The sequence below is a fragment of the Erysipelothrix enhydrae genome, from assembly GCF_035066605.1.
Lineage (GTDB): Bacteria > Bacillota_I > Bacilli_A > Erysipelotrichales > Erysipelotrichaceae > Erysipelothrix > Erysipelothrix amsterdamensis.
Genome location: NZ_CP125807.1, coordinates 1,144,215 through 1,166,863 on the forward strand (window position 1 = coordinate 1,144,215; position 22,649 = coordinate 1,166,863).

Annotated in this window: 21 protein-coding genes; 18 read left to right on the top strand and 3 right to left on the bottom strand. The window is 36.9% G+C overall.

The features are described from left to right. The first annotated feature begins 225 nt into the window (after positions 1 to 225). Positions 226 to 2,037 (top strand): glutamine--fructose-6-phosphate transaminase (isomerizing), encoded by a 1,812-nt coding sequence (gene glmS, locus LLS04_RS05675; protein ID WP_323610722.1) that lies wholly within the window; start codon positions 226 to 228, stop codon positions 2,035 to 2,037. Between the two features lie 60 nt (positions 2,038 to 2,097). Here glmS and LLS04_RS05680 read toward each other — a convergent pair whose 3' ends face one another. After that, on the bottom strand, positions 2,098 to 3,417 hold the full coding sequence (locus LLS04_RS05680) for a C1 family peptidase (RefSeq protein ID WP_323610725.1): 1,320 nt from the start codon (positions 3,415 to 3,417) through the stop codon (positions 2,098 to 2,100). A gap of 193 nt (positions 3,418 to 3,610) precedes the next feature. On the opposite strand from LLS04_RS05680, the gene LLS04_RS05685 reads away from it, so the two are divergent. The 5 genes from LLS04_RS05685 (at position 3,611) to LLS04_RS05705 (ending at position 10,699) form a co-directional block, all read left to right on the top strand. Continuing rightward, positions 3,611 to 4,003 carry an Hsp20/alpha crystallin family protein gene (locus tag LLS04_RS05685; protein ID WP_323610727.1) on the top strand — a complete coding sequence of 131 codons (393 nt, stop codon included), beginning with the start codon at positions 3,611 to 3,613 and terminating at the stop codon, positions 4,001 to 4,003. Positions 4,004 to 4,100: 97 nt separating this feature from the next. Further along, positions 4,101 to 5,426 carry a CCA tRNA nucleotidyltransferase gene (locus tag LLS04_RS05690; protein WP_323610729.1) on the top strand — a complete coding sequence of 442 codons (1,326 nt, stop codon included), beginning with the start codon at positions 4,101 to 4,103 and terminating at the stop codon, positions 5,424 to 5,426. After that, positions 5,423 to 6,124, top strand: a complete 702-nt coding sequence (locus LLS04_RS05695; RefSeq protein WP_123171728.1) for an ABC transporter ATP-binding protein — start codon at positions 5,423 to 5,425, stop codon at positions 6,122 to 6,124. Before LLS04_RS05690 ends, LLS04_RS05695 begins: the two co-directional genes overlap by 4 nt. Then, positions 6,118 to 9,135 (top strand): FtsX-like permease family protein, encoded by a 3,018-nt coding sequence (locus tag LLS04_RS05700; protein WP_323610730.1) that lies wholly within the window; start codon positions 6,118 to 6,120, stop codon positions 9,133 to 9,135. The genes LLS04_RS05695 and LLS04_RS05700 overlap by 7 nt, the downstream gene beginning before the upstream one ends. A 235-nt stretch (positions 9,136 to 9,370) precedes the next feature. Beyond that, positions 9,371 to 10,699: a hemolysin family protein gene (locus LLS04_RS05705; RefSeq protein ID WP_323610731.1), complete on the top strand. Its 1,329-nt coding sequence runs from the start codon at positions 9,371 to 9,373 to the stop codon at positions 10,697 to 10,699. Here the strand turns inward: LLS04_RS05705 and LLS04_RS05710 are convergent. Beyond that, positions 10,696 to 11,121, bottom strand: coding sequence for an RrF2 family transcriptional regulator (locus LLS04_RS05710; RefSeq protein WP_123171725.1), 426 nt, complete (start codon positions 11,119 to 11,121; stop codon positions 10,696 to 10,698). The genes LLS04_RS05705 and LLS04_RS05710 overlap by 4 nt on opposite strands. Positions 11,122 to 11,254: 133 nt before the next feature. Here LLS04_RS05710 and cysK point away from each other — a divergent pair, with 133 nt between their 5' ends. The 12 genes from cysK to holA all read left to right on the top strand — a co-directional run bounded on the left by cysK (position 11,255) and on the right by holA (position 22,319). After that, positions 11,255 to 12,184 carry a cysteine synthase A gene (cysK, locus tag LLS04_RS05715; protein ID WP_323610732.1) on the top strand — a complete coding sequence of 310 codons (930 nt, stop codon included), beginning with the start codon at positions 11,255 to 11,257 and terminating at the stop codon, positions 12,182 to 12,184. Between the two features lie 193 nt (positions 12,185 to 12,377). Further along, a complete protein-coding gene (locus LLS04_RS05720; RefSeq protein WP_323610733.1) occupies positions 12,378 to 12,995 on the top strand; it encodes a TrkA C-terminal domain-containing protein in 618 nt (205 codons plus the stop codon). A 255-nt stretch (positions 12,996 to 13,250) separates the two neighbouring features. Next, complete coding sequence (alaS, locus tag LLS04_RS05725) at positions 13,251 to 15,860, top strand: alanine--tRNA ligase (RefSeq protein ID WP_323610735.1); 2,610 nt, start codon at positions 13,251 to 13,253, stop codon at positions 15,858 to 15,860. Between the two features lie 55 nt (positions 15,861 to 15,915). Beyond that, positions 15,916 to 16,176: an IreB family regulatory phosphoprotein gene (locus LLS04_RS05730; RefSeq protein ID WP_003773065.1), complete on the top strand. Its 261-nt coding sequence runs from the start codon at positions 15,916 to 15,918 to the stop codon at positions 16,174 to 16,176. Beyond that, a complete protein-coding gene (ruvX, locus tag LLS04_RS05735) occupies positions 16,177 to 16,611 on the top strand; it encodes a Holliday junction resolvase RuvX (RefSeq protein ID WP_003773066.1) in 435 nt (144 codons plus the stop codon). 1 nt (position 16,612) lies between these two features. After that, a complete protein-coding gene (locus tag LLS04_RS05740; RefSeq protein ID WP_254007390.1) occupies positions 16,613 to 16,954 on the top strand; it encodes a DUF1292 domain-containing protein in 342 nt (113 codons plus the stop codon). Then, positions 16,938 to 18,020 carry an endolytic transglycosylase MltG gene (gene mltG / locus LLS04_RS05745; RefSeq protein WP_323610737.1) on the top strand — a complete coding sequence of 361 codons (1,083 nt, stop codon included), beginning with the start codon at positions 16,938 to 16,940 and terminating at the stop codon, positions 18,018 to 18,020. The genes LLS04_RS05740 and mltG overlap by 17 nt, the downstream gene beginning before the upstream one ends. Positions 18,021 to 18,036: 16 nt before the next feature. After that, the gene (gene udk, locus LLS04_RS05750) at positions 18,037 to 18,666 is read left to right on the top strand and encodes a uridine kinase (protein WP_003773072.1); all 630 of its coding nucleotides are present in this window, start codon (positions 18,037 to 18,039) and stop codon (positions 18,664 to 18,666) included. Between the two features lie 23 nt (positions 18,667 to 18,689). Continuing rightward, the gene (greA, locus tag LLS04_RS05755) at positions 18,690 to 19,160 is read left to right on the top strand and encodes a transcription elongation factor GreA (protein WP_003773073.1); all 471 of its coding nucleotides are present in this window, start codon (positions 18,690 to 18,692) and stop codon (positions 19,158 to 19,160) included. Between the two features lie 65 nt (positions 19,161 to 19,225). Next, the gene (locus LLS04_RS05760) at positions 19,226 to 19,669 is read left to right on the top strand and encodes a ComEA family DNA-binding protein (protein ID WP_323610740.1); all 444 of its coding nucleotides are present in this window, start codon (positions 19,226 to 19,228) and stop codon (positions 19,667 to 19,669) included. Then, positions 19,660 to 21,387, top strand: a complete 1,728-nt coding sequence (locus LLS04_RS05765) for a ComEC/Rec2 family competence protein (RefSeq protein ID WP_323610742.1) — start codon at positions 19,660 to 19,662, stop codon at positions 21,385 to 21,387. The genes LLS04_RS05760 and LLS04_RS05765 overlap by 10 nt, the downstream gene beginning before the upstream one ends. Further along, positions 21,384 to 22,319, top strand: a complete 936-nt coding sequence (gene holA / locus LLS04_RS05770; protein ID WP_323610743.1) for a DNA polymerase III subunit delta — start codon at positions 21,384 to 21,386, stop codon at positions 22,317 to 22,319. The genes LLS04_RS05765 and holA overlap by 4 nt, the downstream gene beginning before the upstream one ends. A gap of 22 nt (positions 22,320 to 22,341) precedes the next feature. Here the strand turns inward: holA and rpsT are convergent, their stop codons facing one another. Continuing rightward, positions 22,342 to 22,605 (bottom strand): 30S ribosomal protein S20, encoded by a 264-nt coding sequence (rpsT, locus tag LLS04_RS05775; RefSeq protein ID WP_254007394.1) that lies wholly within the window; start codon positions 22,603 to 22,605, stop codon positions 22,342 to 22,344. Positions 22,606 to 22,649: the final 44 nt, after the last annotated feature.

Genomic DNA, 22,649 nt, shown 5'->3' on the forward strand with positions numbered 1-22,649 from the left:
GATGTTTAAGAAAAAAAATAATAAGGATAAAAAAGACTGTGGTAAAATAGAAAAAGAAAGGAGGATTTATAGGAATACAAGCGCCTGGCTCATAGAGAGCGACGAGGAAAGAGGAGAATCGAGACTTCGGCGGATGCCTCTTCGGTTATATGGAATCGTAAGATAAGGACAAATAGAACAAATCCCTTATCAACCATAATCTTAAAATAATAGGAGATATATAATATGTGTGGAATTGTAGGATATGTTGGCACGCGTAATGCTGTCGACGTTTTAAGCGTGGGATTATCCCACTTAGAGTACCGAGGGTATGACTCAGTTGGTTTAGCGATTCAAGAAAGAAAAAAAATAAAAACGTACAAAGAAAAAGGAAAAATTAAGAATTTAGAAAAGCAACTTGAAACAGCTCGTAAAGGTGAACCTTCTTGTGGTATTGGACATACGCGTTGGGCAACGCATGGTTGTGCGTCAAAAAATAACGCGCACCCACATGGCACAGAAAATGTAGTGTTGGTACATAATGGCATTATTGAAAATTATTTAGAGTTGAAAGAAGAATTATTAGCACTTGGTTACAGTTTTGTATCAGAGACAGATTCTGAGGTTGCGGCCAAGTATTTGGATTATCTAATAAAGCAATCAATCTCAAATCAAAAAGCCATTGAATTACTGTGTGACCGGATTCGTGGTAGTTATGCTTTTGCGATTATGTTTTTAAACGAACAGGATGTTCTTTATGGTGTTCGGCACGGCAGTCCATTGTGTTTAGGTATTGGAAAAGATGAAATGTTTCTCGGTTCGGATATGTCACCCATTTTGAGTTATACCAATGAGTACATGCTGCTTGATGATCGCGAGATTGTTCGTCTTGAATCGGATTCGTTTGTGGTGTACCGATCCGATGGTATCGAAGTTAAAGATAAAGTAATTCATTTTGCGAATTGGAATCAAGAATCATCCGATCGCCAATTGTTTGAGCATTTTATGTTGAAGGAAATTCATGAACAACCAGATGTTCTTGATCGAACTTTAAGAACTTATACACAAGCTGATGATGAGGGTTTGTTAAATGTTTCCTTGCCCATCCCGTGTGATTTCTTTACAAACATTAAAACCATCCACATGATTGCATGTGGAACGGCTCTTTATGCAGGGTTATGCGCAAAGTATTGGATTGAAGCTGAAACAGATTATCGAGTCATGATTCATACAGCAAGTGAGTTCCGCTATAATCCTTTAAAGCTCAATGACGATGATTGTGCATGGTTTATTTCTCAAAGTGGGGAAACAGCAGATAGTCTTGCGTGTTTACGCATGGTGTCGAAACAAGGAATTCGAACACTTGGAATTGTGAACTCTCAGGGGTCTTCAATTGCGCGTGAGGTCGATGTGTGTATTTATAGCTGTGCGGGATTTGAAAAGTCAGTTGCAAGTACAAAAGCATATACAGCGCAGTTAGCTTTGCTTTATCTCATCACCTTAGTACTTCAAGACGCGAAACATCCCCACCAAGCACTTGTCAAGCTTCAACAATGTATCACCGCTCAACAATCTTTACTTGAACAAAAAGATGAGATTCAGACACTTGCACGCAAGTTTATAGATGTCTCGGCTGTGTTTTTCTTAGGTCGAGGTCTAGACTATGCGACGTCCGTTGAGGCATCACTTAAACTGAAAGAAGTTTCCTATGTTATGAGTGATGCTTATCCAGCAGGAGAGTTAAAACATGGTACGCTTGCCTTGATTGATTCGGATGTTCTTTCTATCTTTACTTTAACGCAAATGAACACCAAAGAAAAAACACTCAGCAATGTGCAAGAAGTACAAGCTAGAGCGGGTAAGGTTCTCATCATCAGCAGTGACGTTGATCTATCGAGTACTTATGACGAAGTTCTAACGATACCGAAGGCTGATGATGCCTTGATGCCTTTTATTAGTGTGATTGCACATCAATTATTCGCGTATTATAGTGCAAATATCAGAGACTGTGATATTGATTGTCCGCGTAATCTTGCGAAATCAGTTACAGTAGAATAAAAAAACGTATCTTCGGATACGTTTTTTCGTTTATCGTTGTTATTCAAGATACACTCAGTGCTATTTCACAAACGCAAGAGCTCCCATTGGATCCCATGGTTCAAGTTCAATAACTTCATCGCTTTCGAGAGCTTCAAGATAATCATTTGGTACATATTTCTTATCCACCATAACTTGGTAGTTGTATTCATCAAACCATTCATCCGTCATGGTGTAATAGCCTTTACGTGCATTACGATCAGTTCCCCAACTGTTTTCAACGTTCCAACGTGTTGGTTTTCCATTTTCATCCAAATTAACGCCGACAAAGACCATTGCATGTGTCATTAAACTATCGCCATAATCAAGACGACCGGCTTTATCGAGATTTAATTCAGTATTCAAAACCCCTTTGAAATCAAAGGCATCTTTAGCCATAATACCATTATCACGATCATGCATTTGTCCGACATCACATCCAAACCAGACAGGTTTTCCATCTTGAAGTTGCGCAATTGCAGCCTCTTTTAAGATATGACTGGGTGCATTCACATACTTAATTGGATCAGCTTCTTTTACCGTACCGAGATATTTAACGGTAAATGCTTTTCCGTAAGGCTTATCTTGAGTGGGGGCATTAATAATACTTACTTTATCCTTAAGATTCCAACCTACATACTTATTCATAAAATCAACCGGTGTAATGGTATCGATTTTTTTATAGTTGCCATCTTTATCATGGTATTCATAACTAAATGATTCAGGTGGTGTTCCAAGACATAAACATAGAATATGATAAATCTCATATAACATTTCATCTTTACTACGTGGGTTTTCGGATTCGCGCAGTTCATAAGCAAATTCGCGCAGTTTTGAAGTGATGATTTTATTCATAAATGCGGAATTTGAGCTGTGGTAGGTTTCAGGCATTGCTTCTTTAGGAACAACACCGTATTTTTCTAATATTCCTTTAAACATATCCCATTGACCACCATCTTGAATAGGACCTGATAGAAGGTGTTGAATTAAACGACCATCAGTTGGTTCGTCTTTAGTTTCTAGAATACTTTCGAGAAAGTAATTTGCTTTTTCGAGTTTATCCCAAAAGAATGGATACGTTTCCGAGAATTCGAATGAATCAACGTTTAGACATCCAAGAACATCGGCCCGCATTGTGTTAAGGGATGCGAACATCCAGCAACGTCCACTTGCCTTTTGATTTGTAATTTGACCTGTTTTTGCCTGCACAGAGAAGGCATCAGGGTAGCGTGATGATAATGAATGATCTACAGCGATGTCGTGAATTCCGCTGTGTGTCAATGCGTTTTCGAGCGTACGAGCCGCTTTATTATTTTGATATTCCGATTTAAAATCGGATAACAATGATTTTGAAATAGTCATTATAGGACCTCCTGTATTAAATTAGGGACACCTAATTTAATTGGTATTATACGCCTGTATAATAAGTGTGTCAAGAAAGGCTAACCTAATTTATATCTGTTAGCACTCTAGTGTTGACAGTGCTAAAGGATGTGGTATACTAAGGGTGTAATAGCACTCTATCGAGGCGAGTGCTAAAATAGGAGGTAATTGTATGAAACAAACAGTAAGACCGACAACACTTTTAGAAAGCTTGTTTGGTGATGATTTTATGAATAACGCAGGTTATGGAACAGGTATTGATATCTATCGTGAAGATGGAAGTTACTACGTAGAAATTGAAATGCCAGGATTTGAAAAGGAAGATATTGATATCGAATTTAGTGGTGATATCTTATCCATTCAAGCAATACGTCGTGAATCGGAAGAGAGCGAAGAGAAAAATTACTTTTATCGATCACGAAATCAAAGAAATATTAAACGACAAATTCGTTTTGCGGAAGTTGATGCGAATGCAATTGATGCAAGTTACGAACAAGGTGTACTCCAAATTACACTTCCAACAAAAGTTGAAGAACAGAACTCTAGTAAGATTCGTGTTCAGTAGAAAAGAGGAGAAATCCTCTTTTTTTATTTGTTAATTTTTGGTGAACAATGCTCACCTTCGAACGAAGGGTGTTATAATTTAAATGGAGTTGATGCAAATGATCGAATTATCTAAAAATATTGAAACCGTGATGATGGAGCTTACTGACCGTGGATTTGAAGTTTTTGTGGTTGGTGGCTTTGTTCGTGATGCTTTAATGGGACATCGATCATTTGATATAGACTTATGTACTAATGCTTTACCAGAACAACTTTTAAAAATTTATGAAAAATATTCACTTGAATCAAACGGTCATGATTATGGTGTTAAGTTTATGTTAGGTGAAGAACATTTTGAAATCTCTACAATGCGGCTTGAAGGGGATTATGAGGATGGTAGACGGCCATCACGTGTAGAGTTTATTAATCACCTTTTTGATGATTCAAAGCGTCGTGATTTTACGGTGAATGCTCTTTATTATCATCCGCGTCATGGTTTAATTGATTACTATAATGGGGTCGAGCATTTAAAAAATCATAAACTTCGTGTTATTGGCGATCCTAAAGTTCGTTTTAAAGAGGACGTATTACGAATTGCGCGTCTTTATCGCTTTAAATCGGAACTCGGTTTTGATATTGATGCAGAAACATTATTTGAGGTGCAATTACAAATAGAGTCACTTCAACGTCTAAAACTTGTACAAATTTATCCTGAACTATCACGTTATTTGAAGGGACCCTATTTTTTAGAAACAAGCTTTCACTGTCCGGAATTCTTAATGACACTCTTTCCGCCGCTCAAGGCAACGCTAGGATTCGATCAGCATAACCCTTTCCATGAATACTCACTATACGAGCATACCATTCGTACAATGCAAGGAATTCCAAATCGCGTTGATTTGAAATTGGTTGCTTTGTTTCATGATTTAGGAAAAATTAGTGTGCAAACTGTAGATGATTTGGGTATTGCACACTATCCGGGTCATGCGCAAGCAAGTTGTATCATTGCGCGCCCTTATTTTGAAGCATTACAATTCTCAATTAAGAAGCGGACGTATTTAGAGAAATTGATTCTTGAACACGATTTAAAAGTACAACCAGTATCTGCGCAACTCCAACAACTCATTCGAGTTCATGGTATTAATTGGGTTGAGGATTTAATGGTGGTTAAACGCGCTGATAACCTAGCAAAAGGTTCGCGGGCACAGTATCAACTACAACGTTGTACACATATAAGTCAAATTATCGAAGAAATTAAAGATCAAAAACGTCCAACATCCATTCGTGATCTTGAAATTACGGCGTTGGACTTAAAAAAAATAGGTATTGAAGGAAAAGCAATTAATGAGTATTTAAACATGTGTTTGGATTGTGTTATTGAAGGAACGCTTCCAAATACACATGAAGCACTGTTGAAGTGTATTAAGGAGGTTATTGAACTATGAGTTATATTGAAGTTAAAGATATTACAAAAGTATACAAAGTTGGAAACGTTGAAATCTCAGCATGTGCAGGGGTGGATTTTTCTATTAATAAAGGTGAGTTTATCGTCATTGTTGGACCATCCGGTGCTGGGAAAACAACTGTAATGAATATTATTGGTGGTATGGATACGCCCACTTCTGGGAGTGTTACCATCGATGGAAAAGCAATTACTGGCATGAGTGATCGAGAAATGACGGCTTATCGACGTGATGATGTGGGGTTTGTTTTTCAATCATATAACTTAATCCCTAATCTTACCGCTTTGGAGAATGTGGAACTTGCGACTCAGATATGTAAAGACGCTAAGAACCCTCAAATAATTTTAGAACAAGTGGGTCTTGAGAAACGTATGGGAAATTTTCCAGCGCAAATGTCAGGTGGCGAGCAACAACGTGTCGCGATTGCACGGGCAATAGCCAAGAATCCAAAGTTATTACTTTGTGATGAACCTACAGGAGCACTGGATACTGAAACCGGTCAACAAGTACTTCGTGTGCTTCGTGATTGCTCCGATATCTATAATATGACGGTTGTGATTATTACCCATAATCAAACCATTACACAAATTGCAGACCGTGTTATTGAAATTAAAAACGGTAAAGTTGAACGAAATTGGGCTAATGACCATGTGAAGTCGGTGGATGACATCTCATGGTAAAAGATATCCTACGCGAAATTAAGGCCAAATGGTTTCAGTTTGTTGCGATCCTTATAATCACCGCGTTGGGGGTTGGTTTTTTTGTTGGGATTCGTGTAACGGGATATGACATGCGTGCTACGGGCGATCGATACATGAAAGAAAGCGAAGTGATGGATTTAGAATACCGTCACAGCCTTGGTATCGATCAAGCAATGTTGGAACAACTCAGTGGTATTGTGGACGGGGATGCAGTCGGTGTCTATGATGGCGATGCATTTATTGGCCTTCGCGATGTTGATGGTGTGATGAAAGTCATCGAAATAAATCAACAAACAGAAAAAGATATTACCCTTGTAGATGGACGTATGCCCACTCAAAAAAATGAAGTAGTGGTTGATAAAGTACTTCATGAACACCGTGGTTTTGAACTCGGAGATACTGTAAAATTAAAGAAAAATGATGTATTTAAGGCAGCAAATCTTAAAATAGTCGGCTTTGCGGAATCCAGTTTGTATATGAACCTCGAACGAGGTCAAAGTAAAATAGGATCTGGAAATGTACTTGGGTTTATGTATGGTCTTGATTTGGATAAAGAAATTGATGTATTCACCAGTGCACGCTTTGTGTTTGGAGAAGATGTTAATATTGAAGCGCAAAAAGAACGTATAAAAGAGCAGGAAGCGACGATCTCATCGCAACGTTTTGACCGTGCTTCAAAGCCAGAGCTAGAAAAACTTCGAGAAGCTCAAAAAGAATTAGATCAAAAACGTCTCGAAGCGCATCAAGAATTTGTGAAAGGGTCCCAAACGCTAACGCAAACAAGACTACAGCTCCAAGATGCTCATGAAGAACTTGAAAACGGAATTCTTGAACTCTCATCTCAGCCTGGACCAGGAGACTTACAAACAAAACTTGATAGTGCAGTGCGTCGTTTTGCTCAGACTGTGGGAGAACGTGAAAACATTCTAAAAGGTTATGAAACAGAACTGGCCAAAGGACAAGAACAATATAATTTAGGACTGACTGCTCTAGAGGCTAAACGCTCAGAAATTGATGCGTTAAAGGAAAATGTTGATACACTTCCCGAACCTAAAAAAACAGAGGCATTGGCAGCGATTGCGGCTTTTGAAAAAACAGAAGCAACCCTTACTGCTTCAAAAGCGGAACTTGATAAAAATGAGGCGGAAATTAAGGCTGGTTTTGAAAGTTTAGAGCAAGGGAAGGCGAAATTTAAAGAAGGACAAGTGCGGATTCAAAAAGGAATCCAAGAATATAATTCAGGACTTAAAAGTTTAACCGAAGCAGAACGTGCTTTTGATCTCAAGAAAACGGAAGTATATGGTCAAATTGAATCAGGTCAAAAAACAATCGATGACGGTTTAAAAGAACTTGAAGAAACAGACCACGGAAAACTCTACCTACTTGATCGAGAAGATGTCCTTATCGGATATCGTGAATTTTACCAAGACAGCGATCGCATTGAAGCGATTGGCCAAGTTTTTCCACTCATCTTCTTCGGTGTTGCGATTCTTGTAACACTAAGTACCGTGACGCGTATGGTCGATGAATCACGCATGCAAATGGGTGTCTATAAGGCACTTGGGTATTCTTGGCTCGCATCAGCGATGAAGTTTGTTGGGTTTACCGGACTTGCATGGATTTTAGGCTCAATCCTTGGCTTAATCATGGGATTCTATATGATTCCAACCCTTATTTATAATGCTTATCGTATTATGTATTTAACACCAGAACTTGAAAGTGGCTTTGTATGGAGTTATGCAGCGGTTCCACTACTCATTAGTTTTGTTTCCAGTGTTGGTGTTGCAATGATTAAATCGATGTCAGTGAGCCGTGAAAAGGCTGCAAACTTGTTACGTCCACCACTTCCAAAAAGTGGTCAGCGAATTCTTCTTGAACGGATACCTATGTTTTGGGATCGACTCAGTTTTCTATATAAAGTTAGTCTACGAAATCTTTTTAGAAACAAAACACGATTTGCCATGACTGTTGTTGGAATTGGCGGATGTTGTGGCCTTCTTATTACAGGATTTGGTATTAAGCATTCAATCTACTCAATTGTCGATAAGCAATTTGATGAAGTTGTTCAATATGACGGAATGGTTCTCTATGATCAAGATATTTCTACGGAGAATATAACCGTTACTGAGTCAATTCATATTGCAACAGAAGCAGCAAAAGTTGATGATTTAGATGTAACACTTTATGTTGCGGAAGATTTTAAAGCGTTACCGAATTTTATCCAATTAAAAGATCGTCATACAAAAGAAGCAATTTCTGTAGAAAAAGATCCGATCGTGATTACTGAAAAACTATCAATCTTAAAAAATGTGGATGTGGGCGATGTTCTCACATTCAAAGTGAATGAACACGAATATGAATTTGAAATTGGTGGGATATCAGAGAACTATGTTGCCCATTATATCTTTATGAGTGAAGCGCAACATCAAGCCATAACAGGAAAAAAATTACCTGAAAACATGTATCTCTTTAATACACCGGATGATCACGATCAGGTGGCAGAGCAATTGCTTCGTCAAGATTCTGTGTTTAACGTCAGTTTCTTAGGTGATATGCGTGAATCGTATCAAGACATGATGGGGAATTTCGATATTGTTATTTATGTGATTGTCGGTGCTGCATTCGCACTGGAAGTGATTGTACTTCTAAACCTTATTACTATGAATATTAGTGAACGTTATAAAGAACTTGCGACGTTAAAAGTTCTTGGCTTTTATCCTAAAGAGCTTGCAACGTATATCCTACGTGAAAATATAATTCTGACCTTAATCAGTCTTATATTTGGTGTTGGATTTGGATATTTCCTCCACCAATTTGTGGTGGTACAAGCAGAATTGGATGCAATCATGTTTAATCGAGAGTTGTTACCAATGAGTATTGTAATGGCTATCGTATTAACATTCGTGCTTTCAATTATCATAAACGTCCTCATGGCTCGCCGTGCAAACCATGTGAATATGAGTGAAGCATTGAAGACATTTGATGATTAAAATTTAAAAAGAGGCACATGCCTCTTTTCCATAGTTTGTCGTTTCACTTTGAAATTATGATATAATATTAAATAATATCGTTTGATCGATAATGCCTCAGTATTGACAATTGAGGAGGTAGTTTGTAGAATTACTGTTATAGAAAATTTGGAGGATTGTTTGTGGAAAACAGTGACCAGGATAGTTATCCTAAAAGGAATCAAAAATACAGTGTAATTATAGGGGGGGTTCAATAATGTTTGTACAAATCATAACCCTATTGTTTTTAGTACTCTTAAATGCTTTTTTTGCAGGAAGTGAATTAGCGTTTGTTTCAATTAATAATAACAAACTTAAAAGTATGGCAGAAGAAGGACATAAGAAAGCACAACGCGTCTTAGAACTTAAAGCAGTTCCGAATCGTTTCTTGTCAACCATTCAAATTGGTGTCTCCTTGGCAAGTATTTTATCGGGGGCATTTGCTTCAGAAGCGTTTGCGCAAGTTCTTACAGATTGGGTCGTACAAAATGGTTGGATGGCTGCTTCGGTTATGAAGCCAATTTCAATGATTTTGATTACACTGTTGACGTCATATTTAATGCTTGTTTTTGGGGAACTTGTTCCAAAGCGCATTGCGATGACCAGTCCAGAAAAATTTGCTTTTTTTGTAGTATATCCCATTTCAGCCTTAGCAGTCTTTACGAAACCCTTGGTAAAAGTGTTGTCGGTATCGACGAATCTTGTACTGAGAATAATTGGAATTGATCCTGATAAAGTTGAAGATGAAGTGACGGAAGAGGAAATCCGAATTATGGTTGATGCGGGTGAAATTGATGTCACGGAAAAAGAAATGATTAATAATATATTTGAATTTGATAATCTCGATGTAGCGGATATTATGACTCACCGTACAGAAGTTGTCGGTATTGATGTATCCAGTTCTTTTGCGGACATTATGGAACTTGTTGATGAAGAACGTTATACACGTTATCCAGTTTATGAGGATAGTATCGATAACATTATCGGTTTAATTCATTTACGTGATTTATTGCGTTATGTTAAAGATCATCGTGATGATGAAGTGTTTCAGATTAAAAAAATTATTCGCGAACCTTACTATGTTCCTGATTCAAAACGTACGGATGAACTATTTAGAGAGTTACAAAACAGTAAGATGCACTTTGCTGTAGTGATTGATGAGTACGGTGGTACTGCTGGTATTGTGACGATGGAAGATCTTATTGAAGAAATTATGGGTAACATTATGGATGAATATGATGAAGAAGAGGAACAAGAGATTGTTGCTGTGAATTTGGATGAGTATTTAGTTGATGGTGCCTGTGATATTGAAGATTTAGAAGATGTATTAAATATTAATCTTCCTGTTGAAGATTACGATACTGTTAGTGGTTTTGTCGTTGGTCAAATTGGACGTCTTCCAACTGAAGAGGATGTACGCGAAGATTTATCGGATGTCATTTATCATGGATATCGTTTCTCCATTATGGAACTTGATGAAAAAGTTATTGCACGGGTTCGTGTAACAAAAGAAAAGGAAGTCGATCTCGACTCCCTTGAAGATTAGATATAATACATATTACCGTCGCCGGATTCATTCTTAATGAGTTCGGCGATTTCTTTTAGTTTAATGCCTTTTAAAGTCTCACGAAGTGCTGCATCAATTGGTGTGTATAAATGCGTACATAATGCTGCGTTTATAATATTATCATCTGTTGATGCTGGTGTTTTTTCGAAAAGCGATGGCTCTAAAGCATTAAGTATGTTAAACATATTACATTCTTTGGATTTTAAATAATAGCCTCCCGCAGGACCTTTAACTGCGTCAACGAGATTGGCTTGTTTTAAGCTGGAAAAAACTTGTTCAAGATAAATTTTAGAAATGTTTAGATGCTCAGCGATGTTCACAAGTGTTGTAAGTTCCTGATCGTTGATGTGCATATAAGTCATCGCGGCGATGCCGTAACGTGTTCGTGCGGATAATTTCATGTCATCACTCCTTATTACTTACAATGTTATGTCTTTTAGTATGTAATGTCAATGAAACTGAAAGAGTGTTTGGATTGACACGAGTACAATTCGTTGTATAATACATATATAACATATAGGTAAAGGTGATAATATGAAAACATATAAAAATATAACAGAACTTATTGGTCGTACTCCACTTGTGGAATTGAATAATATCTCAAAAGAAGCAGGACTTAAAAATCCAATTCTTGTGAAAGTAGAGTTTTTTAATCCAGGTGGTAGTGTTAAGGATCGTATTGCGTTCGCAATGTTGACGGAAGCACGTAAGCAAGGTCTCGTTAATGATGATACCGTCATTATTGAACCTACAAGTGGTAATACCGGGATTGGTCTTGCATCAATTGGTGCATCAATGGGTCTTAAAGTAATCTTAACAATGCCAGAAACAATGAGTGTTGAACGTCGTAATTTATTAAAAGCTTATGGTGCAGAGTTGATTCTTACGGATGGTGCTTCTGGAATGAAGGGGGCCATTGCTAAGGCTGAGGAACTTGCGAAAGAATATGAAAATTCATTTATTCCATCACAATTTGATAACAGCGCTAATGTTCAGGCACATTACACAACTACAGGTCCAGAAATCTATGCAGATACAGATGGCCAAGTTGATATCTTTATTGCGGGTATTGGTACTGGTGGAACCATTACAGGTACCGGAATGTATTTAAAAGAAAAAAATCCAAATGTTCAAGTTATTACGGTTGAACCTGAAAACTCAGCAGTTCTTTCTGGAGAAAAACCAGGACCGCATAAACTACAAGGTCTAGGTGCGGGTTTTGTTCCTTCAATTCTTCAAACAGATATCTATGAGGAAATTATTCGAATTACGGACTCAGAAGCATTTGTTGTTGGTCGTCAGTTAGCTCAAGAAGAAGGTTTACTTGTTGGTGTATCTTCAGGTGCTGCTGTTGCTGCTGCTGTGAAGGTCGCACAACGTCCTGAAAATGAAGGGAAGACGATTGTTGTTGTTCTTCCAGATACCGGTGAACGTTACTTATCAACACCAATGTTTAACGAGTAATTAGAGTCTAAACCTAAAATTATAAATTCAATGTATGAGATTATTTAGTTAAATTTAAATCAAAAGGTATTTTCTTATATGAAAGGAAATGCCTTTTTTAGTAATAGCACATTTTTAAGTTAGTGTTTTTTATTTAAACATAGAGAATCTATGGTAATATTTAAGATATAGAGTGAATGCGAGGTTAGAGATAATGACACAGAAGAAACAAGCACGATATCAACAAATAGCACTTGATATTGCGGCGCGAATTGCACGTAATGATTTAATAGAAGGTGAACGTATTTCGGGTCGTTCTATTTTATCCAGTGAATATGGTGTATCTCCAGAAACAATTCGTAGAGCAATGAGTCTTCTTGCAGAGGTTGAAGTTGTGCATGTTGCGAATAATTATGGAGTTATCATCGGTTCAAAAGAAGCGGCCATTGCTTACTTAGATTCATTTTCCTCGGTTACAGATGTTACTCAGCTTAAACACCGTCTAAATGCATTAATGGATAAACGTCATGAAATTGATGAAGAAATTCGGACTATTATTAGCCAAATCGTGGATTTATCAGGTAGATTTTCTTTTTCTGATCCTTTAAAACGTTTTGAATTTACATTGCACTCGGGTTCGAAATTAATTGGTCAAACAATTGGAAGTTCTGCGTTTTACCAAACAACGAAGATGACAATTATTGCATTGAATCGGCAAGGTACGATGATTTTATCGCCAGGACCGGATGCAATTTTCGAAGAAAATGATGTTCTCGTAGTAGTGGGGCATGTAGCGGATGTTGTTAAGGTAGAAATGTTAGTTCAAGGCTAGTCAAATAAAGTGTGATGTGGTAAGATTATCTTGAAAAATCGTACTAAAGATATATTGGTTTTGATGGAACTTTTAGAGACAAGTTGGTTGGTGAAAAACTTGAGTGACATAAAATCGATGCTCCTTTAGAAGATGAGGAAACTCCGTATTGTTTGCGTTAAAAACAGGAAAGATGTATACACTTGTATAAATCAGGATGGTACCGCGTGAAAACGTTCCTGGATGGAATGTTTTTTTTATGTTTAGGAGGAAGTTATGAAGCAACTTACAAGTAGTGAAATAAGAACAATGTTTTTGGATTATTTTAAAACACAAGATCATATGATTGAACCGGGTGCACCCCTTGTTCCAATTGATGATGATACCCTTTTATGGATTAATTCGGGTGTTGCAGCGTTAAAGAAATATTTTGATGGTCGTGTTAAGCCGAAGAAACCACGTATTGCGAATGTTCAAAAATCATTGCGTACTAATGATATTGATAATGTTGGTAAGACTGCACGTCACCATACATTTTTTGAAATGCTCGGAAATTTCTCAATTGGAGATTATTTTAAAGAAGAAGCGATTGGATTCGCGTACGAGTTTTTATTTTCAAGTGAATGGCTTGATTTGGATGTAAATAAAGCATATTTTAGTGTGCATACTGATGACCAAGAAGCCTTTGATATTTGGGTTAATAAATATAATGTCAGCCCATCACGTATTTTACGTACTGATGATAACTTCTGGCAAATTGGTGATGGCCCTTGTGGTCCAAACTCAGAAATATTTTATGATCGCGGTGAGAAGTATGATCCAGAGCATATTGGAGAACGTCTTTTCTTTGAAGATCTTGAGAATGACCGTTATGTTGAAGTATGGAATATCGTCTTTTCTCAATTTGATGGTGTTGAAGGTGGCGACATTCATACGTTTAAAGAGCTTCCACAAAAAAATATTGATACGGGAATGGGTTTTGAACGTCTTGTAAGTATTGTTCAAGATGGAGAGACAAACTTTGATACAGACTTATTTATTCCTATTATTCAAGCAATTGAAGCTTTAACACCTCTCAAATATAAAGATAATGTTATGGCATACCGTGTTATTTCAGACCATATTCGTTCGCTTGTATTTACACTAGCGGATGGAGCTGTGTTCTCAAATGAAGGTCGTGGTTATGTTTTACGTCGTATTCTTCGTCGTGCGGTACGTTTTGGTAAAGTTCTAGAGATTGAAGGAACATTCCTCCATGCATTGGTAGATGATGTGATTGCTGTTATGGGTGATTCGTATCCAAACCTTGCTGAACATCGCGATATGATCGTTAAATTGATTTTGAGCGAAGAAGAACGTTTTGCGAAGACTTTAGCTGGTGGTGAAAAATTACTTCTTGATACCATTGAAGCAAATCAAGAGGCTGTGATTACAGGGGATGTAGCCTTTAAACTTTACGATACATATGGTTTCCCTATTGAATTAACTCAAGAGATTGCTGAAGAGCATCATGTTTCAGTTGATCTAGAAGGTTTTAATGCTTCACTTGAAGAACAAAAAGAACGAGCACGCAGCAGCCGCCAAAAAGTAGAATCGATGGGTTCACAGCAAGAAGACCTCTTAAATTTCAAAGAAAATAGTGAATTTATTTACGATGTTTTTGAAACTCAAGGTCGTGTTGTAGGATTGTTTGTTGATGGAAAACGTGTTGACGCATTTACAGGCAAAGGTCATGTTGTGTTTGATAAGACATGTTTCTATGCTGAAAGTGGTGGACAAGTAGCCGATACGGGTACAATTGAGTCGGATAGTGCTAAAGGTAAGGTCTTGGATGTCAAAAAAGCGAACGGTGGACAACCACTTCATTTTGTTGATGTTGACGGAACGATTACGATGGGACAACTCTTTGATTTGAAAATTGATGCGAAACGCCGTATTTTAATTCGAAAAAATCACTCATGTGTTCACTTATTACATTCTGCTTTAAAAGCGGTAGTAGGGGATCATGTTTCTCAAGCAGGTTCTTATGTAGATGAAAACTACTTCCGTTTTGACTTCTCACATTTTGAAAAAGTTACGGATGAACAACTTGAAAAAGTTGAACTCATGATCAATCAATGGATTGCTGAATCACTTCCAATAACCGTTGTTGAGAAACCGCTTGAAGAAGCAAAAGCAATGGGAGCCATGGCATTATTTTCAGAAAACTACGGATCTGTCGTTCGTGTTGTAACGATGGGGGATGCATCTATGGAATTATGTGGTGGTACTCACGCCCATGGTACTGGAGAAATTGGTGTCTTTAAATTAGTTTCCGAAGAGAGTGTTGGTTCAGGCGTGCGTCGTATTCTTGGGAAAACAAGCTTCGGTGCATACACATCTTATAAAGAAACAGAATCCGAAGTGGACCAAATTCGTACGCAACTTAAGTTATCACCGCAAAAATCAATCAAAACTAAGATTGAGGAAATGGAAGCAGAAATGAAGCTGTTAGAAGGTAAATATAAACTTATGATGGCGGATGTTCTTAAGGCTAAAACTCAAGAATACGTTCAGATGGCTGAAACAGTTGGACATGACTTAAGTTTTGTTTGGATTGATATGGATGACCAAGAAATGAATGTTGTGAAAGAACTTGTTGAGCGAATCCGTGATCATGTGGATATCGTTTTTGTTGCAAATCATAAAGCGTCATCCGTTAATTTTGTTGTTGGATGTAGCGATAAGGCAATTAAAACAGGTGTTAAGGCAGGGGATTTAGCAAAAGAAGCTGCGATAACAACAGGTGGTAATGGTGGTGGAAAACCTAATTTTGCTCAAGCTGGTGGTAAAGATATCACCAAGATTGAAGATGCCAAATTAGTGATTTCTAACAAAATCGCTTAATAACTTTATCTTTTAAGGTTTATACGATAAAATAAGAATAAAGGATGTGATATAAATGTCGAAACACAATGTGACAGAAACAATGGCTTTCAATTCAGATGAAGTTCGTCGTGATCGAATTAAAGAAATCCTTGCTGAAGTAGAATCAGCACTCGAGGATCGCGGCTATCAATCAGTAAGTCAGATTTCTGGGTATTTGATTTCAAATGACCCAGCATATATTTCTTCACACAATAACGCGCGTGTGAAGATTCAGGAAGTCGAACGTTACGAAATTATTGAAGAGTTAGTGCGTTTTTATCTTAGTGAGAAGTAAATGATTGGTAAGATAATTGGTCTCGATTTAGGGTCGAAAACATGCGGTGTAGCACTATCCGATGGGCTTGGAATGTATGCTCATCCAGTTGAAACATTGTATTATAAAGTCTCAATAGACGAATTGAAGGAACCGTTGGATTCTTTAATTAAAAAAGAGCGCGTAAAAGTTATTGCACTGGGATTTCCTAAGATGATGAATAATGATGTTGGGGAACGTGCACAAATTTCTGAAGAGTTTAAAAAGACATTGGAGTCTTGGTTTAACTGTGAGGTTGTTCTGATTGATGAACGACTTACAAGTGTGGTTGCAAATCGCCAACTCATTGATCAAGATGTATCACGAAAAAAAAGAAAGAAAGTTGTCGATCAACTTGCGGCCGTTCACATACTACAAACGTATTTGGATAAACGCCGTTTTATGGAGGGAAATTAAAATGGAAGAAAAATCACTTATTGTCATCAATGATGACGGAACTGAACAAGAAATGGATATCCTATTTACATTTGATGACGATACATTTAATAAAAAATACGTCCTATATGTAAGCCCTGAAGACACAACAGGTGAAGTATTTGTTTCAAGTTATGTTGAAGATGGAACATTGAATGCAGTTACCGATCCTAAAGAATGGGCAATGATTGAAGAAGTATTTAATGCTTTTGTAATCCAACACGATGAATCAAATGAAGAAGGCGCATGTGCTTGTGGTAAAGATCACGAAACGTCTGAAGATCATGAGTGCAGTTGTGGATGTGGACATGACCACTCACACTAAGAAAATTCTTGGTGGCCTCGTGCTTGTGTGTGTGATTGCGGTTGTAGGTTTTATGCTTCTATTCAATATCAACACACAAAGCATTTCAAAGGACAGTCAAACTGTTCTTTTTAATGTGAATGAAGGTGACACGATGTCAACAGTTATCGACCGCTTAGCGGATGATGGTATTGTTCGTTCTGCTTTTTTTACTAAAATCAAAGCGAAGTTAGGGCATCACGATCAACTCTATGAAGGTCAATTTAATCTTGATAAGAGTTGGGATGTCGATCGTATTCTTGAGTATCTCGAAAAACCATCTTATGAACATGATAAGACTGGTTCAGTCACCATTACACTTATTGAGGGAAGCTGGGCTAAGGATATTGCTAAGAAAATTGCTTCTGAAACAAATACAACAGTAGAACGTTTTTTAGAGCTTTGGAATGATCCAAAATATATTGAATCATTAATGTCTCAATATGAGGTTCTATCGAAGGATTTACTCAAAAATAAAGATGCAAAAGTATTGTTAGAAGGATATCTCTATCCTGATACGTATGAGTTTAATGCTAATAATTCTGAGGAAGAAATTACAGAACGACTAATTGCTAACGGTAACGACAAGTATCAAAACTATAAAGATCAAATCGATTCTTTAGGAATGACGCCGTACCAACTTTTTAGTTTAGCGTCGATTGTTGAGTATGAAGCACCGGGATATGAAAACATGCAAGATGTTGCGGGTGTATTTATGAATCGTTTAAAACAAGGGATGAAACTGGAATCCAGTGTGACGATTTGTTACGCGCTTTATGAATTTGAAGATTGGGATGATTGTGAGTCAATGACAAATAATCAAATTGATTCTCCATATAATACCTATCGTTATGAAGGAATTACCCCAGGCCCAATTCTTAATCCTTCGCAATCTGCTATTGAAGCGGTGATTAACTATTCACATCATGACTATCTATTCTTTGTTGCGAATGTTAAAGCAGACAAGAATGATCCAGATTATGGAAAAATATATTATTCAAAAACATTTGAAGAACATGACCAACGTGTCAAAGAGATACTCAATTAAGTATTAGGAGGCTATAATGAGTCCAATTGTTATTGGGATTGCTGGTGGAAGCGCATCCGGTAAATCAAGTATTGCGAAAAAATTAAAAAAACACTTTGATGAAACACAGAAAGTCGTCATTATTAAAATGGACGACTATTACAAAGATCAAAGTCACTTACCAATGGAAGAACGATTGGCTACCAATTATGATCATCCATTTGCATTTGATATGGATTTATTAGTTTCCGATATGGAGTCTTTAAAATCAGGTGTATCAATTCAAAAACCTGTGTATGATTTTATGAATCATACACGAAGTCAATATTCAGAAGAAATTCAGTGTAATGATGTTATTGTTTTGGAAGGTTTGATGACGTTAGACGACGCTCGTTTACGTGATCTTCTCGATATTAAAGTTTTTGTGGATGCACCGGCAGATATTCGTTTTATTCGCCGTCTTGTACGTGATGTAAATAAACGTGGACGTACGTTGGAGCACGTTATTGAGCAATATATGTCGACAGTTCGTATTATGCATGAACAGTTCGTAGAACCCTCAAAACGTTATGCTGATATTATTATCCCCGAAGGGGCTCATAACACTGTTGCTATTGATTTACTTACAACTAAAATAAGTAGTATCATTGGTACGAGTGTGTTATAATTTTTATTCAAGGAGTGATGAACATGACAGAAAGAATTCCTGTAACACAGGCTGGTTTAGATGAATTAAATCGTGAACTTCGTCAATTAATCGAAGTAGAACGTCCAGAAGTTATTGAAGATTTAAAAGCAGCACGCGCACAAGGTGACTTGTCTGAAAATGCTGATTACGATGCAGCTCGTGATCGTCAAGCACGTGTTGAAGCTCGAATCCGTGAAATTGAAGCGACTTTAACTAAAGTTGAAATTATTGATGGAGATAAAGCAAAAAAACATAAGACAGTTGGTCTTGGTGCAACGGTTACAATCTACGATATGGAAATGGAAATTGAAGAAACATTTTCAATCGTTGGTTCTGTTGAGGCAGATCCAGAAAATGGTAAACTTTCAAACGTTTCACCACTTGCTCAAGCTATGAACGAAGCTAAAGAAGGCGACGTTGTTGAAGTTCAAGTCGATGAACCTTATGAAGTTAAAGTTCTAAAAATTAACTAAGAAGCGAAAGCTTCTTTTTTTTATGCTTCTAAGCTTTAATTGCATAATTAACTAAGGGGTTGTTGATGAAGTTAATTGTTTTGTGTTTCTTCCTGATAGGATTTGTCTCTTTAGGATTGATTGGGAGGTTGGAGTATAGAAAAAAGCCGGAAATTACGGTTGAAGTGGATTCGAAATCATATCACGTGCCTGTTGAACACAACGATACATTTCAAAAAATTCTTAATCGTATTGGAATTCAGGTTTCAAATTTAAAAGAAATACCCGAAATAGATTCTTTTAAAGAAGGACAAGTGATTCGGCTTGAATCAAAAAAACAGTGTATCTCACTGAACAAATCATCTGCCCAGGAGTTAATTCAAATAAAAGGTATTGGTCCTCGCAAGGCGGATGAAATTCTAAAATATCGCATGGAACATGCAAAGTTTATAAGTGTTGATGAACTCTTAAATATTAAAGGAATTGGTCCAAAGCTTTTAGAACGTATTAAGGATTCGATATGTGTTTAGTCTATGGAATGCTTCTTGGAACCTTGGTAGACGATTTAAACTTAAAAATTGTGGTGTGTTTTGTCTGGACGGGATTCCTATTTTATCGGAAGCACGGTTTTCGTTATTTGTTCCCATTCATATTTCTCGTTATGGTTATGCTTCATCAATGTATTGTACCGCTTGGTGTTGTTGTTTCGATGGGCGAGGATGAATTGTGGCTCAATGTTTTTAACCGAAAAATACGCATTCCTGTAAGCTATGAAGGCAATATTGGTGATGTGTTGTGGTTATCTAATGACCCTATGCAGTCGGGTCATTTTAATAAACTTGGAACACTCCCATTGATGGGGACAATCTATAACGCGATGAGTGTGTATCCAAACATTCAATCCTATTTCTTTAGTCGAAAGGAATCATATTTATCTTTAATTTCATTTCAGATTCGATCGCTTTCTGAATTTATTATCATCATTACGAAACGATTTCGTATTCCAATAAAAACGAAGACCTTGCGAATTTACGTGACACTTTGGTATCAATTTCTTTTTGGTATTAATGCTTCAAATACGAGTTTTTTGTTGAGACAAGTATGTTCTCAAAGAATCACGATGATACTTCTAATTTTATTATTTCCACAACCACTAAAAAATCCATCATTTCTTATTGTATATGGACCGTTGTTATTGAGAAACCTGTCGCGCTTATTTCAAAACATACCGGACTGGTTTCTTCGCTCTGTTCTGTTTTTTTATTCCTGTAAACGTTTGGATGTCATGAGTATGATTTTGGCCAAAATCTTAAAACCGCTTTTAGGATTCATATTATTTACAATGTATGTATTTATTCTAATAGGCTTGCCGTTAGATTTACACGATTGTTTTTATTCATTATGGATTACTGTGAATGTTTTAATAGAAGAACGGTTTACGGTTTATGGCTTGCCACCATTGGTATGTTTATTATTTTTGTTTAGGTCAAACTCACAATTCAAATTTGCAGTTAGATTGGTTTTGATCGCGTTTGTGACAGTCTATAATCCCAGCTATACTGTAACGTTCATTGATGTTGGACAAGGGGATAGTATTTTGATACGAACTCCGTTTTCGTTTCATACAACATTGATTGATACGGGAAGACCTTCTACGTATTCTGAGGTTCGCCGTGTCTTATCAGATTACGGAATACGAACCATTGATCAGTTTATCATTACCCATGCAGATCAAGATCATGATGGATCAAGAAATAGAATTCTAGAGGATTATAAGGTCGGTTCAGTCATTGACAAGAAGGGGTCTTCACTTAAGGTGCTTCATGAGTTTTTGGAAGACAGATGCTATGCCACAAAAAATGATAACAGTCTTATATTGGGTTTGAAGATTAAGCATTATGTTTTTTTGTTTATGGGTGATGCGTCAAAAGCCCAAGAAAGAGATTTAACGCGATTATACCAATTTGAAGAACCGATATTTCTCATTAAATTGGGTCATCATGGTTCAAGAACTTCGACAGACCCGAGGTTTATTCAAGACTTAAAACCTCGGTTTGGTCTTGTAAGTTCAGACCCATCCAAATATGGTCATCCTCATAGCGAGGTAATTAATACTCTCGATACATATGGGGTTGAAATATTAGAGACTTCAAAACTTGGAACCATTGATTTTGTGTTCACACCATTCTTTGATTACTTTGTGTCAAATCGCGGTCACTTTGGTATAATAGGTATGGTGATAAGATGATAGATGTAATCGTAGGAAAAGAACCCTCTCTTGTTAAGAGCAAGGTTCAAAGTATCATAAAGGAATATGAAAATCAGTACGGTGTTTTTGATGTGTCACATTTTGACACGCGTGATAAAGGATTTGTTTTCGATCACGTTCTTGAGAGCGCTCTGACTGTATCGCTTTTTGGTGATAAAAAGGCGGTAGTTTTAAACACACATGATGAACTCATAAAAGAAGTGGAAACAGCACTGAGTACGTTGATGTCACAATCGATGTTTGATGTAAGTCTTATTGTAATCTTTGAAAAAAAACCATTGGTAAAGTCCGTTATCGGTAAAGCGATTGCGAAGCATGCACGTGTTCATCAAATTAAAAACATGGATGTTGGTCAACTTAGTTTGCTGATGAAGCAAGAAATTGAGCGCCTTGATTTTAAAATGTCCAATGCCGCTATGGTTGAATTGTTAGATCGTGTTGGTAATGATGTAGCACGTTTATATCAAGAGTTGAATAAATTGAGCTTGGTGGGTGAACCGATCGAACAAGAACAGGTTCGTCAACTCGTAGCTAAAAACATCGATGAAGATATTTTTGCGATTTCAAATGCAGTTTTAGAAAAAAATATTGGTAAAGCTTTTTCAGTTTATCAAAATTTACTTGCGCAAAAGGTAGACCCCCTCGCGCTTTTAGGTTTGATTGGTAGCAGTATTCGTAAAATCTACCAAATTAGTGCCTTGTATGAACAAGGTGTTTCAAACAAAGGAATTGCAGATCGTTTGTCACTTTCAGAAAAGCAGGTCTATTATTTGGTTAAAAATCAGATGCGCCCTTCCTTCGGATTGTTGAGTTTATTAAATCAGCTAGCGCAGATCGATCAAGATGTTAAACAAGGAAAAATTGATCGCTTTGTGGCCTTTGAGTTATTTATGTTGGAAGCGATGATATAAAAAAATAACCTTCGTATGAAGGTTATTTTAATGTGTTAAGTTTTAATGATAAATCTGATTTTTTTCGTGCTACGTAGTTTTTGTGATGAATATTACTTGTAATCGATTTATCCAACAATGAATTGGATTGATTGAATAGGATTACTGCCTTTTCCTTGTCGCCCGATTCAATTGCGGAATTAAAACTGCGTAGAGCTGTTTTTAAACTTGAACGTTGGCTCTTGTTTGCAGCTTCCGATTTGCGATTCGTTTTAGTACGTTTTGCATTACTTGCGATAATTGCCATAAATTCCCACCTCCCAGTATAGTCTAATTGTACCACGTTTAAAG

Coding starts and splice junctions, on each gene's coding strand:
- LLS04_RS05760 (WP_323610740.1), top strand. CDS start 19,226: ATGAAGTTAATTGTTTTGTGTTTCTTCCTGATAGGATTTGTCTCTTTA.
- rpsT (WP_254007394.1), bottom strand. CDS start 22,605: ATGGCAATTATCGCAAGTAATGCAAAACGTACTAAAACGAATCGCAAA.
- LLS04_RS05685 (WP_323610727.1), top strand. CDS start 3,611: ATGAAACAAACAGTAAGACCGACAACACTTTTAGAAAGCTTGTTTGGT.
- LLS04_RS05705 (WP_323610731.1), top strand. CDS start 9,371: ATGTTTGTACAAATCATAACCCTATTGTTTTTAGTACTCTTAAATGCT.
- LLS04_RS05730 (WP_003773065.1), top strand. CDS start 15,916: ATGTCGAAACACAATGTGACAGAAACAATGGCTTTCAATTCAGATGAA.
- holA (WP_323610743.1), top strand. CDS start 21,384: ATGATAGATGTAATCGTAGGAAAAGAACCCTCTCTTGTTAAGAGCAAG.
- LLS04_RS05720 (WP_323610733.1), top strand. CDS start 12,378: ATGACACAGAAGAAACAAGCACGATATCAACAAATAGCACTTGATATT.
- ruvX (WP_003773066.1), top strand. CDS start 16,177: ATGATTGGTAAGATAATTGGTCTCGATTTAGGGTCGAAAACATGCGGT.
- alaS (WP_323610735.1), top strand. CDS start 13,251: ATGAAGCAACTTACAAGTAGTGAAATAAGAACAATGTTTTTGGATTAT.
- LLS04_RS05690 (WP_323610729.1), top strand. CDS start 4,101: ATGATCGAATTATCTAAAAATATTGAAACCGTGATGATGGAGCTTACT.
- LLS04_RS05700 (WP_323610730.1), top strand. CDS start 6,118: ATGGTAAAAGATATCCTACGCGAAATTAAGGCCAAATGGTTTCAGTTT.
- greA (WP_003773073.1), top strand. CDS start 18,690: ATGACAGAAAGAATTCCTGTAACACAGGCTGGTTTAGATGAATTAAAT.
- LLS04_RS05710 (WP_123171725.1), bottom strand. CDS start 11,121: ATGAAATTATCCGCACGAACACGTTACGGCATCGCCGCGATGACTTAT.
- cysK (WP_323610732.1), top strand. CDS start 11,255: ATGAAAACATATAAAAATATAACAGAACTTATTGGTCGTACTCCACTT.
- LLS04_RS05695 (WP_123171728.1), top strand. CDS start 5,423: ATGAGTTATATTGAAGTTAAAGATATTACAAAAGTATACAAAGTTGGA.
- LLS04_RS05680 (WP_323610725.1), bottom strand. CDS start 3,417: ATGACTATTTCAAAATCATTGTTATCCGATTTTAAATCGGAATATCAA.
- mltG (WP_323610737.1), top strand. CDS start 16,938: ATGACCACTCACACTAAGAAAATTCTTGGTGGCCTCGTGCTTGTGTGT.
- glmS (WP_323610722.1), top strand. CDS start 226: ATGTGTGGAATTGTAGGATATGTTGGCACGCGTAATGCTGTCGACGTT.
- udk (WP_003773072.1), top strand. CDS start 18,037: ATGAGTCCAATTGTTATTGGGATTGCTGGTGGAAGCGCATCCGGTAAA.
- LLS04_RS05765 (WP_323610742.1), top strand. CDS start 19,660: ATGTGTTTAGTCTATGGAATGCTTCTTGGAACCTTGGTAGACGATTTA.
- LLS04_RS05740 (WP_254007390.1), top strand. CDS start 16,613: ATGGAAGAAAAATCACTTATTGTCATCAATGATGACGGAACTGAACAA.